This window comes from Salinicola sp., assembly GCF_982684285.1.
This window is the reverse complement of sequence record NZ_CEXLVS010000029.1, coordinates 6,883-18,761: the sequence shown is the minus strand read 5'-3', so window position 1 is coordinate 18,761 and position 11,879 is coordinate 6,883. Positions and strand designations below refer to the sequence as shown.

Sequence of the window (11,879 nt, the reverse complement as noted above, 5' to 3'; positions counted from 1 at the left end):
TCCAGCACCCGCCGCCCGCCAATGTCGAGAGCCAGCCAGTTGAACAGGGTTTCGCGTACCCGGTCCGGCGTCGGGCGCAGGCCTGGGCTGTCCGGTATCGGCAGCTTGCGGCGGCGAAATTCGCCGCCTATCAGGCGCAGCTGTCCACGGCCACCGCGAGAGGTGGCATGAGGGGGCTGGCGTGAGCGGGTGCCGTCGGGAACCCGGCGTGGGCGGCGTCGATTCATGGCGCGCAATTGTACCCCCGCAACACTCGCGGTGATAGGATGAGCTCTCGATAACGATATTCTCCGAAGCCGTGACGGTCGACACTGGTGAGTGGCGCGAGCACGGCTTTTCAGCAGTGAAGCCATCCATGTTCGGACTATTCAAGAGTCGTAAAAAGCAGCAGGAAGAAGAGGCACGTCGGCGCGAGTCGGAACGCGCCGAGTCGGCGTCAGAACACGAGTCGGCGTTAGAACACGAGTCGGCGTTAGAACAAGAGAACCCGGAAGCCGGCGTGGCGGAGGACCGGGAAGAGAGCGTCGAAGGCGATCGCTCCGCCAGCGCCGTTGCCGACGAGCCGCGGCCGGCAGCCGGGCAGGACGAGCGGCACGTGGCCGGGGATGCCGTTACCGGGGCCGCCGAAGCGCCCCCCTCCCAAACGGCAGAGGCCTCGCCGACGGTGGAAACCGCCGCACCTGCCGCGGAGTCGATCGTCGAGACCGAATCTCCCGGTCGCCCGGTGCCGGTGGACTACCAGCCCTCGCCGGTCGAGGCGACGGCTGCCGAAGAGGCGCTGGGTCAGCCGCTGGAGCAGGAGTCGCCGCAATCGGCCCTTCAGGAAGTTCCGGCGGATGGCACCCGCGAGGCCGATTTGGCGACCGACGTGACGCCAGCGCCCTCGGCGGAGACTGCGGAAGGGCAGACGCCGGCGCCGCGGGAAAAGCCCAAGGGTGGCTGGCTTTCGCGCGTGCGTGCCGGCCTCGGGCGCACGCGCGCCAACCTGACCGACGGCATTGCCGACCTGCTGCTGGGCAAGAAGCAGATCGACGATGAGCTGATGGAGGATCTCGAGACCCAGCTGCTGCTGGCGGACGTGGGGATCGAGGCCACCAGCGAGATCATCGAGCGCCTGACCGGCCGGGTCTCGCGCAAGGAGTTGGCCGATGCCGATGCCCTGTACCGCGCGCTTCAGGAAGAGCTGGCGGCGTTGCTCGAACCGGTTTCCCAGCCGCTGCAACTGCCACCCAAGGGAGAGGGGCCGTTCGTGATCCTGATGGTCGGCGTCAACGGCGTCGGCAAGACCACGACCATCGGCAAGCTGCCCCAGCGGTTCCAGAACGAGGGGCGCAGCGTGATGCTGGCCGCCGGCGATACCTTCCGCGCCGCGGCGGTGGAGCAGCTCAAGGTCTGGGGCGAGCGCAACCGGGTGCCGGTGATCGCCCAGCACACCGGCGCCGACAGTGCCTCGGTCATCTACGATGCGGTCGCCGCCGCACGCGCGCGCCAGGTGGACGTGCTGATCGCGGACACCGCCGGTCGTCTGCACAACAAGAGCCATCTGATGGAAGAGCTCAAGAAGGTGCAGCGGGTCATGGCCAAGCTCGATGCCAGCGCCCCCCATGAAGTGATGCTGGTGCTCGACGCGGGAACGGGGCAGAACGCGATCTCCCAGGCGGAGACATTCGACGAGGCGATCCCGGTGACCGGGATTACCCTGACCAAGCTCGACGGCACCGCCAAGGGCGGCATCATCTTTGCCCTGGCCAAGAAGATGGGAACGCCGATTCGCTTCATCGGTGTCGGCGAGTCGCTGGAGGACCTGCGCCCGTTCGACGCCGAGACATTCGTCAGGGCGCTCTTCGATCGAGACGTCGGCCGGGACAGCGACGCGGATTCATGATTGCGTTCGAGCACGTCGGCAAGCGCTACGGCGGGCGCTTCGAGGCGCTGGCCGATATCAACTTCCGGGTCGAGCGCGGCGAGATGCTCTTCCTCACCGGTCACTCCGGTGCCGGCAAGAGCTCGCTGCTGCGGCTGATCATGCGGCTCGAACGCCCTTCGCGCGGCCGGGTCCTGGTCGCCGGCCACGACCTGGATCGGCTGCACATCAGTCAGGTTCCCTACTACCGGCGTCAGATCGGCGTCGTGTTCCAGGATCATCAGCTGCTGTTCGATCGCGATATCTTCGCCAATGTCGCCCTGCCGTTGACCATCCAGGGCGTCGAGCCCGTCGATGCCGGCAGGCGCGTGCGGGCCGCTCTGGACAAGGTCGGGCTGCTGCACCGCGAGCGGGCGCTGCCGATCGAACTCTCCACCGGCGAGCAGCAGCGCGTGGGCATAGCTCGCGCGGTGGTCAACAAGCCGGCGTTGCTGCTGGCCGACGAGCCCACCGGTAATCTCGATCCCCAGCTCTCCGCCGACATCATGCGGCTGTTCGAGGACTTCAATCGCATCGGCACGACGGTGCTGGTGGCGAGCCACGATCTCGCCCTCATCGCCCGGTTACGCCACCGGGTGCTGAAGTTGCGGGATGGCCGGCTCGTCGGCGACGGGGAGGCGGCATGAGCGAGCGCCAATCCACCGGCGTCTCCCGGCGAGGCGCACAGAAGCCCACGCGTCGGGCGTCCGGCGGCGGTCGGGCCTGGTTGCGGCATCACCGGGCCATGATGAGCGACAGCGCCCTGCGTCTGGTCAGACGCCCGATATCGACGTTACTGACCATGCTCGCGATCGCCATCGCGTTGATCCTGCCCGCGGGCCTGTGGTTGGCCTTGGACAGTGCGCGTCTGGTCGATGCCGAGCTGGACGAGAGCGCCACGCTGACGGTCTATTTCGACGCCGGTGTCGACGAATCCCGGGCCATGAGCCTGGCGGCCGAAGTCGGCGAGCAGAGCGGGGTCGCAGGGACTCGTCTGGTGACGGCGGCGGAGGGGCTGGCGGAGTTCCAGCAGACGCTGGGCGTCGAGGACGCGCTCTCCCAGCTCGACGCCAACCCGCTGCCGGCGAGCGTCGTGGTGACCCCCGACGACACCGATCCCGCCGCCGTGCAGTCGCTGAGCCAGCGTCTGCAGACGCTCGATGGCGTCGACGAGGTTCGCCTGGACCTGGCGTGGCTGGATCGGCTTCAGCAACTGGCTGCGCTCGGTCAGCGTGTCGCGCTGGCATTGGCGCTGCTGTTCGGTCTGGGTGTGCTGCTGGTGGTCGGCAACACGGTCAGGTTGGCGGTGGAGAGTCGGCGTCAGGAGATCGAAGTCGTGACCCTGATCGGCGCCACCCACGCTTTCGTGCGACGCCCATTTCTCTATAGTGGCGCCTGGTACGGGCTCGGGGGCGGCGTGCTGGCATTGGTCATGCTGGTCGTCGGCGGCAATTGGCTGGCATCCCCCGTCGCGGCGCTGGCGGAGAGCTACGGTGCCCAGTTCACGCTGCCTTCCCTGGGCGCCAGCCACTCGGCTTTTCTGCTACTTTTTAGTACACTGTTGGGCTGGCTGGGCGCATGGCTTGCCGTCGGACGTCATCTGGCGGACATCAAGCCGCGCTAGGGTGGTAGCGGGTGCCCTGACGCTGGTCAACGGGGCCGGAATACGGTAAGAAGGTCACCCAGGATGCTGGGTCAGCACCAGTCGACGGTTGGTTTCCGAGTCATCGAGACTGGCAAACATCTTGAACTTTTGTCTAAATCGAGGGTCTCATCGGGTATCCTCGCAGACAGGCAGAACAACCTGTTGCGGCGTGTGTCACGGCGGATCGAGCCGACTGGCTCTCCACACCGGCACGCCGTCAACCATGGAGACAACGCACATGAGCACCAGTCTTCAAGCCATCGGGAATCTCTCCCCGGGTCACGATCTCAACGGCTACATTCAGGCCGTCAACGGCATTCCCGTGTTGACGGCGGACGAGGAGCACGATCTTGCCGTGCGGCTGCATGAGGAGGACGATCTCGAGTCGGCCCGTCGTCTGATCATGTCTCATCTCCGCTTCGTCGTTCACATCGCCCGCAGCTACTCCGGCTACGGCCTGCCACAGGCGGACCTGATCCAGGAAGGCAATGTCGGCCTGATGAAGGCGGTCAAGCGGTTCGATCCGTATCAGGGCGTTCGTCTGGTGTCGTTCGCGGTGCACTGGATCAAGGCGGAGATCCACGAGTACGTGCTGCGCAACTGGCGTATCGTCAAGATCGCCACCACCAAGGCCCAGCGCAAGCTGTTCTTCAACCTGCGCAGCGCCAAAAAGCGTCTGGCCTGGTTGAACAACGACGAAGTCGATGCCATCGCCAAGGATCTCGACGTCAAGCCCAAGGTGGTACGCGAGATGGAGGGTCGGCTGGCTTCCTATGACGCCGGCTTCGACGCTTCGCCGGGAGAGGCCGCCGAGCAGAGCTATCAGGCGCCGGCACAGTATCTCGAGGATCACAGCTTCTACCCTGCGGCACAGCTCTAGGCGGACGACTGGGAAGCCGACTACACCCGCCGCCTGCGGGAAGCGCTGAGCGAGCTGGATGACCGCTCTCGCGATATCCTGCAGCGGCGCTGGCTCTCCGAGCACAAGTCCACCCTGCACGATCTCGCCGATGTCTACGGCGTTTCCGCCGAGCGCATTCGCCAGCTCGAGAAGAACGCGATGAAGAAGATCAAGCTGCAGCTCGGCGACGCGATCGCGGCGTGAGCCGCCCTTGGTCGACGAACCGGGGGGCAACCGTAGCAGGCAAGCCCGAACTGGTACATCACGACAGCTAGACACGCAAAGCCCGGCAATCGCCGGGCTTTTTGCGGTCCGTCACTCCGGATTCGCCGCTAGGCGGACGTCGTCTGGTGCGCCGTGGTCAGCAGCCCGCCGCCCAGCAGGCGCCACTGGTCCTCCCAGTGTGCGGTGGGCTGGTGACGGAAATCGCTGCGCACGTACTGGCTGATCCGGCCCTCGACGAAGGCCGAGAGCAGATTGGCGGCGGCGGAGACCGGCAGTTGGGGGCGCAGCCCCTCGCGCAGTTCCGCCTCGCGCAGGATCTGCTTCAACTGGGTTTCGAGCCGCTCGAACAGCTGCGACATGCGGGTGCGCAGCCGGGCGGTTTCGCCCGTCAGTACGTCGCCGTCCATCAGCCGGCTGAGACCCGGGTTCTTCTCGGCGAAGACCAGCACGAGCTGGACGATCGTCTCGCAGCGGGCGAGGGCCGACGGCTCGTCGTCGAGGATGCGCCGGATGCGCTCGAACAGGCTGGCCTCGATGAACTCGATCAGTCCCTCGAACATGCGCGCCTTGCTCGGGAAGTGGCGGTACAGCGCCGCTTCGCTGACGCCGACCTGACGGGCCAGCGCGGCGGTGGTGATACGCTTGCCGCTGTCCTCCTCGAGCATCAGTGCCAGTGCCTGGAGGATCTGTTCACGGCGGGAGAGTTGGGGGGTTGCCTGCGTCATGGCGATTCTTATCGGTCTTCTCGTCGGGGCTCCTTCCTGGAGCGCCCCGGGTGCTCGTCAACTGTCTGGCGCCCGGGAGGGCCTTCCACGCCCGCGATGTATGGAAAGGGGATGTTATCGGTGTCAGTCGCGATGATCGGTGATCTGCGTGCCGACCCCGGCATCGGTGAAGATCTCCAGCAGTGTCGAATGGACGACGCGGCCATCGACGATGACAGCGCTGCCGACGCCGCCCTTGACCGCATCCAGCGCGCAACGGATCTTCGGCAGCATGCCGCCGTAGATCGTCCCGTCGGCAATCAACGCGTCGACCTGTTCCGTCGAGAGGCCGGTCATCACCTTGCCCTCGGCATCCTGCAGCCCCGCGACGTTGGTCAACAGCATCAGCTTCTCGGCCTTGAGCGCTTCGGCCACCTTGCCGGCGACCAGGTCGGCGTTGATGTTGTAGCTATGGCCTTCGCGATCGACCCCGATCGGCGCGATGACGGGAATGAAATCCCGCTCGGCCAGCATCTCGATCAGGTCGGTGGAGATATGCTCGACCTCGCCGACGTGGCCGATATCGATGATCTCGGGTTCGGCCAGCGCCGGATTGTACTGCTCGACCTTGAGCTGGCGTGCCCGTATCTGGGCGTTGTCCTTGCCGGTCAGGCCGATCGCCTTGCCGCCACACTGGTTGATCTGGGTGACGATGTTCTTGTTGACCAGCCCACCCAGCACCATCTCGACCACGTCCATGGTTTCGGCGTCGGTCACGCGCATGCCCTTGACGAAGCGCGATTCGATGTTGAGCCGTGCCAGCAGCTGGCCGATCTGCGGGCCGCCGCCATGGACCACCACCGGGTTGATGCCGACCTCCTTCATCAACACCATGTCGCGGGCGAAGGAGTCGATCAGGGTGTCCTCGGTCATGGCATTCCCGCCATACTTGACCACCACCGTCTTGCCGGAATAGCGCTGGATGTAGGGCAGCGCCTCCGACAGAATCTCGACCACCTGACGCGGGTCGCGCGGGCTCTCGTTCATGAGGCGTTATCTCTCCACTGTCTATGCGCCGTGAGTCTATCGAAACCGGCGGCGCGTTCCCTTTCGTTGCGTACGTCTCGTGCTCTGCGATCTCAGAAGGGCAGCTCGACGTGCGGCGCCACCGCGAGCACCGCGGCGCCGAACCGCTGCTGGATGCGCGCCAGCGCCGCCCGGTCCTTGCCTTCGAACCGCAGGACCAGCATCGGCGTGGTGTTGGAGGCCCGACAGAGTCCCCAGCCGTCGGGGTAGTCGACGCGGATGCCGTCCAGTGTCGTCTTGATGCCATCCTGACCGAAGTCGCCATTCTCGGCCATTCGCTCGACGATCGCGAACTTCTCCTCGTCGGTTACCGGGGCGTTCAGCTCCGGCGTGCTGACGTCCTGCGGAAACGCGCTGAAGTAGCGATCGGCATCCACCGTCTGGCGCGACAGAATCTCCAGCAGCCGGGCGGCGGCGTAGAGTCCGTCGTCGAAGCCGTACCAGCGTTCCTTGATGAAGATGTGGCCGCTCATCTCGCCGCCCAGCTGCGCGCCGGTCTCCTTCATGCGCGCCTTGATCAACGAGTGGCCGGTGCGCCACATCTCTGGCTCGCCCCCGGCCCGCTCGATGATCCGGGCCAGGTTGCCGGTGCACTTGACGTCGAAGACGATACGCGCGCCAGGCTCCCGCTCGAGCAGGTCGGTGGCGAAGGCCATCATCAACCGGTCCGGGTAGATCATCTCGCCGGCCGGTGTCACCACGCCCAGGCGGTCGCCGTCGCCGTCGAAAGCCAGCCCGATATCGGCACCGGTCTCCCGGACCTTGGCGATCAGGTCGACCAGGTTTTCCGGCTTGCCGGGATCGGGATGATGGTTTGGGAAATCGCCGTCGATCTCGGCAAACAGGGGGATGGTTTCCGCCCCCAGCGCCTCGATCAGCCTGGGCCCCAGTTCGCCGGCGACGCCATTGCCGCAATCCACGACCACCTTGAGCGGGCGTCCGGCCCGGCCCGGGGCGAGGGAGACGTCACCCAGGATGCGCTGAAGATACGCTTCGCCGATGTCGCGCCGTTGGAGCGAACCCTCGCCCTCGGTCAACTCGCCGCTGCGGATGCGCTCGAGCAGGTCCGTGATCGCCTCGCCGGAGATCGCCACGCCGTCGAGCACGATCTTGAAGCCGTTGTAGTCCGGCGGGTTGTGGCTGCCGGTCACCATCACCCCGCTGGCGCTCTCGGCCAGGGTGGCGGTGGCGAAGTAGAGTACCGGGGTCGGCACGCGCCCGATATCGATCACGTCGCGGCCGGAAGCCCGCAGGCCGCGAATCAGCGCCGCCTGGAGGCGAGGGCCGGAGTGGCGGCCATCACGGGCGACGATCACGGTCTGCTGACCTCTCGCCGCCGCTTCGCTACCCACCGCGCGACCGATCCATTCCACGGTCTCCTCGGTCAACGTCTCGTCGACGATGCCGCGAATATCGTAGGCCCTGAAAATCGAGGCCGGTACGTCGGCACCGGGCCGCTCATTCGTCGTCATTTTCCAACCATCCTTTGTCTTCGCCACCGAACGGCTTCGATTCGAGTTCATGTCCAGCGCTCGAACTCCAGCGCCACTGAAGCCTGGCCGTCGGTCATCAGCCATTCGCCTTCCATCCGGGTGGCGTCGAGGCTCAGGTTGCGATCGACGAGCGCGGTCAGCGCCGCCAACGGTTCTGCCGGCGGACTCCAGACCGTCACCCGGGGCAGCGCCCGAACATCGCTTTCGAACTTCTTCCACCACTGTGCGGCACTGCGCGGCGCATAGGGATAGACCAGCACCCGTTCCGCCCGGGAAAGGCCCTGCTTGATGCGCTTCAGCGACGGTTCGCCCAGCTCTATCCATGACAGGATTCGCCCATCCGCCGCCTTGAGCCAGAGATCCGGCTCGTCTTCGCTGCTCAGGCCGCGCGTCATGGCGAGATCGTTGTCCGTGCCGATGGCGTGGGCATTGTCGATGAATGCCAGCAGGCGCACCATCAGGCGCGTCGCCGTCTCGGACGGGTGACAGGCCACGGTCAGCGCATGATCGCCATAGTAGTGGTGATCCAGATCGCTGACGTTGAGTCTCGCTTTATAGATGGTTGCGCTTAGCGCCACGTGACATGTCCTCGCAGAGAGCGGTTGTGGGAGACGGGAGACGATTCACTGCCGGCCGGAGTGGCCGAACCCGCCGCCCGCGCGCTCGGTGGCGACGAACTCCTCGACGATGTCGAGCTCGGCCTGGACCACCGGCACCAGCACGTACTGCGCCAGCCGCTCGCCGGGCTCGAGCACGAAAGTGTCCCGGCCACGGTTCCACACCGAGATCATCAGCTCGCCCTGGTAGTCGGAATCGATCAGCCCGACCAGGTTGCCCAGCACGATGCCGTGCTTGTGGCCGAGTCCGGAGCGCGGCAATACCACGCCGGCCAGCCCCGGGTCGCCGATGTGGATGGCGAGGCCGGTGCGGACCAGGGCGCTGTCACCGGGAGCCAGCGTCAACGCGTCGTCGAGCAGTGCGCGCAGGTCCATGCCGGCGCTGCCTGCGGTGGCGTAGTGGGGCAGCGGGTAGTCGTGTACCCGCTCATCGAGAATCTTGACCGAGAGCTTGGGTCTGGCGGGCGAAGTGCTGAGTGACATGTAGCGTCGTTCCTGATGGCGCATGAAGTGAGATGACGAGCAAGTCGCCCAGTTTACCACCGCTGGGGCGCGGATCGGATGCGCTAGCGCATCCGGTCGGCAATGTGGTCGACGATGGCGTTGGCCAACGCCGTCTTGGGCTGCCGCGGTAGCGCGTGGCGCCGAGTCCGCTCCCGCTCTCTCCACAGCAGCGTGGCGGCATTGTCGTCGCCGCCGAAACCGACCCCCTCGCGGGAGACATCGTTGGCGACGACCAGATCCAGGCGCTTGCGTTCGAGCTTGCTGCCGGCGTGCGTCTCCAGTGCCTGCGTCTCGGCGGCAAAGCCGACCGTGAACGGTCGGTCCGGGCGTGCCGCGATCGTGGCGACGATATCCGGATTGCGCACCAGCTCGAGGGTCAGCCCGCTGGCGTCTTCCGTCTTCTTCAGCTTGTGTTCGCTGATGGCGGCGGCGCGATAGTCGGCCACCGCGGCGCAACCGATGAACAGATCGCAGGGCATGCAGGATTCGACCGCGGTCAGCATCTCGACAGCCGAGATCACCTCGATCCGTTCGACACCGGGTGGCGTCGAGAGCGTCACCGGCCCGCTGACCAGCGTGACGCTGGCGCCACGCTCGGCGCAGGCCGCGGCCAGGGCGTAGCCCATCTTGCCGGAGCTGTGGTTGGAGAGATAGCGCACCGGGTCCAGCGCTTCGCGGGTCGGCCCGGCGGTGATGACCACGCGCTTGCCGACCAGATCCCGGTGCACGGGCATCACCCGGAGCGCCTCGTCCCGGGCCGGCTCGAGCTCGCCCAGCAGCTGGGCGAGAATGGTTTCCGGCTCCAGCATGCGGCCGAGGCCGACGTCGCCGCAGGCCTGGTCGCCGGCGTCGGGGCCCAGCAGGGTCCAGCCCAGCTCAACCAGCCGGTCGGCATTGGCCAGGGTCGCCGGATGACGCCACATCGCCTGGTTCATGGCGGGCGCCATCAGGCAGCGAGCTTCGGTGGCGAGGCAGAGGGTGGTCAGCAGGTCGTCGGCGTGACCGTGGGCCAGCCGTGCCATCAGGTCGGCGGTGGCGGGGGCGATCAGGATGACATCCGCCCATTTCGCCAGCTCGATGTGGCCCATGCCGGCTTCGGCTTCCGGATCCAGCAGCGACGTCCGCACCGGCTCGCCGGTCAACGCCTGCAGTGTCAGCGGGGTAATGAAAGCCTGGGCGCCTTCGGTCATGACCACGCGCACCTCGAAGCCCGACTTCTTCAACAGGCGGGCGAGATGGGCACTCTTGTAGGCGGCGATGCCGGCGCTGATGCCAAGCAGAATGCGGGTTCCGGCCAATCCCGGACCAATCGGTAGCGACATGGGATCTGTCCTGATGGTTCGGCCGTTACCATACCACTGCGGTCGCGGGTTGCGTAACGGTGAGGCAAAAGTGGCGACCGCCGTTGCAGCGGCCGCCCGTGGCGATCACTCGGCGTTGCCGAGCTCTCCCTCGCCGACGACGACGTCACCGTCGAGCCACTCGATGCTGTCGTCACCGTCGTGGCGGACGCCATAGCAGGTCGGTTTGTCGTCGCCGTAGTCGAAGCACATGCGATCGTCGACGATCGTGGCCTGCCCGGTGTAGCCGTCGCCCTCGATTCTGCCGTCCTGGCGATAGACTTCGTCGTACTGCTGGCCGCCCGCCATGGCGCCCTGGACGCGATGCCCCCAGACCTGCTGCTGGATCTCGTCGCCGCTGAGCACCCGGGGGCGCTCGGTCTGCGCCGATGCGGTGTCGGGGTCAGCGGCGAGGGCGCTGGGGACACCGCCGCCGAGGGCGACGGCGATGGCCAGGGTGGCCAGGCGCTTGTGCGAATCGAACGAAGGCAGTCGGTTCATGATGGCTCCGAGAGGTGAAGGTGTGGTTTCACCATAGCCCAGTCGGCGTCCCTCGCCATGCACGGACGCCAACCGAGCCGCTTCCACCGCTGCCTTAGCGCACCGCGGGGCCGAAGGCGAAATCGACCGGCACCGGACTGTCGATCAGCTTGATCGGGCCTTCGAGCTGGCCGTCGTCTGCGCCGATGCGGAACACCGCGATGGTGTCCGAGTTCTGATTGCCCACGTAGAGCCAGCGGCCGGACGGTTCGATGTTCATGCCCCGGGGGATCTGCCCCCGGCTCTGGACCCAGCCCGTGGAGGCCAGACGCCCCGAGTTCGGGTCGACCGCGAACATGGCGATGCTGTCCATCCCGCGATTGGTGGCATAGACCCAGCGTCCACTGGGATGAACCCGGATTTCGGCGGTGGTGTTCGTCCCTGTCGGCACGTCGCCCGGGTTGTCGGGATTGAAGGCGGGACGGGTGAAGGGGGTGTTTGGGGGCAGCGTGGAGATCGACTGGCGCCAGATGAAGGCGCCTCGGCGGGGCTCGAAGTCGAACACGTCGATGGTCGAAGAGAGCTCGTTGATCACGTAGGCCCGGCGCTCGTCGGGGTGGAACGCCAGGTGGCGACAGCCGCTGCCGGAAGGCACGCTGGCCCGCGGCACCGGGCCGGGTGCCAGCTTGCCCGTCGCCGGGTCGAGCTGCCACGCCAGCAGCGTATCGCCGCCCAGGTCCACCCCGAAGACGTGCTGGGCGCCGGGGTTGGCGAGCATCATGTGGGCGTGGGGCCCCTCCTGGCGTACCGGGTCGGGCCCGCCGCCATTGCCCGGCGCCTGGAACAGGTCGCTCATCGGCTCGATTCGGCCATCCTCGCCCAGCGGGAAGACGGCGAAGGTGCCGGTGCCGTAGTTGGCCGCGAGCAGGTGCCCGCCCGAGGGGTGAACGGCGCAGTGGCAGGGCCAGGTGCCGCGGGTCG

At 66.7% G+C, this 11,879-nt stretch carries 12 protein-coding genes and 1 pseudogene; 4 read left to right on the top strand and 9 right to left on the bottom strand.

Annotated elements, in window-relative coordinates; genetic code table 11:
- The coding region (locus AC3AYF_RS04405) for an RsmD family RNA methyltransferase (protein WP_487779436.1) at positions 1–227 on the bottom strand (227 nt) is incomplete at its 3' end.
- Between the two features lie 128 nt (positions 228–355).
- Between AC3AYF_RS04405 and ftsY the strand changes: the two genes are divergently transcribed.
- The 4 genes and pseudogenes from ftsY to rpoH all read left to right on the top strand — a co-directional run bounded on the left by ftsY (position 356) and on the right by rpoH (position 4,653).
- Complete coding sequence (ftsY, locus tag AC3AYF_RS04400; RefSeq protein ID WP_487779435.1) at positions 356–1,885, top strand: signal recognition particle-docking protein FtsY; 1,530 nt, start codon at positions 356–358, stop codon at positions 1,883–1,885.
- Positions 1,882–2,550: a cell division ATP-binding protein FtsE gene (gene ftsE / locus AC3AYF_RS04395; RefSeq protein ID WP_295035879.1), complete on the top strand. Its 669-nt coding sequence runs from the start codon at positions 1,882–1,884 to the stop codon at positions 2,548–2,550. Before ftsY ends, ftsE begins: the two co-directional genes overlap by 4 nt.
- Positions 2,547–3,527 carry a permease-like cell division protein FtsX gene (ftsX, locus tag AC3AYF_RS04390; RefSeq protein ID WP_295035880.1) on the top strand — a complete coding sequence of 327 codons (981 nt, stop codon included), beginning with the start codon at positions 2,547–2,549 and terminating at the stop codon, positions 3,525–3,527. Before ftsE ends, ftsX begins: the two co-directional genes overlap by 4 nt.
- A gap of 259 nt (positions 3,528–3,786) precedes the next feature.
- Positions 3,787–4,653, top strand: a pseudogene (rpoH, locus tag AC3AYF_RS04385) (RNA polymerase sigma factor RpoH).
- Between the two features lie 128 nt (positions 4,654–4,781).
- Here rpoH and slmA read toward each other — a convergent pair.
- From slmA to AC3AYF_RS04345, 8 genes are all read right to left on the bottom strand, one after another.
- Positions 4,782–5,399: a nucleoid occlusion factor SlmA gene (slmA, locus tag AC3AYF_RS04380; protein WP_295035882.1), complete on the bottom strand. Its 618-nt coding sequence runs from the start codon at positions 5,397–5,399 to the stop codon at positions 4,782–4,784.
- Between the two features lie 123 nt (positions 5,400–5,522).
- Complete coding sequence (gene argB / locus AC3AYF_RS04375; RefSeq protein ID WP_487779434.1) at positions 5,523–6,425, bottom strand: acetylglutamate kinase; 903 nt, start codon at positions 6,423–6,425, stop codon at positions 5,523–5,525.
- Positions 6,426–6,517: 92 nt separating this feature from the next.
- Positions 6,518–7,936 carry a phosphomannomutase/phosphoglucomutase gene (locus tag AC3AYF_RS04370; protein WP_295035884.1) on the bottom strand — a complete coding sequence of 473 codons (1,419 nt, stop codon included), beginning with the start codon at positions 7,934–7,936 and terminating at the stop codon, positions 6,518–6,520.
- A 47-nt stretch (positions 7,937–7,983) separates the two neighbouring features.
- A complete protein-coding gene (locus AC3AYF_RS04365) occupies positions 7,984–8,535 on the bottom strand; it encodes a YaeQ family protein (RefSeq protein WP_295035885.1) in 552 nt (183 codons plus the stop codon).
- A 45-nt stretch (positions 8,536–8,580) separates the two neighbouring features.
- Positions 8,581–9,057: a dUTP diphosphatase gene (gene dut / locus AC3AYF_RS04360; RefSeq protein WP_295035886.1), complete on the bottom strand. Its 477-nt coding sequence runs from the start codon at positions 9,055–9,057 to the stop codon at positions 8,581–8,583.
- Positions 9,058–9,140: 83 nt separating this feature from the next.
- Entirely contained in the window at positions 9,141–10,400 is a 1,260-nt protein-coding gene (coaBC, locus tag AC3AYF_RS04355; protein WP_295035887.1) for a bifunctional phosphopantothenoylcysteine decarboxylase/phosphopantothenate--cysteine ligase CoaBC, read from the bottom strand.
- 105 nt (positions 10,401–10,505) lie between these two features.
- Positions 10,506–10,919 (bottom strand): hypothetical protein, encoded by a 414-nt coding sequence (locus tag AC3AYF_RS04350; protein ID WP_295035888.1) that lies wholly within the window; start codon positions 10,917–10,919, stop codon positions 10,506–10,508.
- 94 nt (positions 10,920–11,013) lie between these two features.
- On the bottom strand, positions 11,014–11,879 hold an 866-nt coding region (locus AC3AYF_RS04345; RefSeq protein ID WP_487779433.1), incomplete at its 5' end, for a lactonase family protein.

Bases quoted from the DNA above. Each gene is read 5' to 3' on its own strand.
- slmA (WP_295035882.1), bottom strand. From the start codon at position 5,399: ATGACGCAGGCAACCCCCCAACTCTCCCGCCGTGAACAGATCCTCCAG.
- AC3AYF_RS04370 (WP_295035884.1), bottom strand. From the start codon at position 7,936: ATGACGACGAATGAGCGGCCCGGTGCCGACGTACCGGCCTCGATTTTC.
- ftsY (WP_487779435.1), top strand. From the start codon at position 356: ATGTTCGGACTATTCAAGAGTCGTAAAAAGCAGCAGGAAGAAGAGGCA.
- ftsX (WP_295035880.1), top strand. From the start codon at position 2,547: ATGAGCGAGCGCCAATCCACCGGCGTCTCCCGGCGAGGCGCACAGAAG.
- coaBC (WP_295035887.1), bottom strand. From the start codon at position 10,400: ATGTCGCTACCGATTGGTCCGGGATTGGCCGGAACCCGCATTCTGCTT.
- AC3AYF_RS04350 (WP_295035888.1), bottom strand. From the start codon at position 10,919: ATGAACCGACTGCCTTCGTTCGATTCGCACAAGCGCCTGGCCACCCTG.
- ftsE (WP_295035879.1), top strand. From the start codon at position 1,882: ATGATTGCGTTCGAGCACGTCGGCAAGCGCTACGGCGGGCGCTTCGAG.
- argB (WP_487779434.1), bottom strand. From the start codon at position 6,425: ATGAACGAGAGCCCGCGCGACCCGCGTCAGGTGGTCGAGATTCTGTCG.
- dut (WP_295035886.1), bottom strand. From the start codon at position 9,057: ATGTCACTCAGCACTTCGCCCGCCAGACCCAAGCTCTCGGTCAAGATT.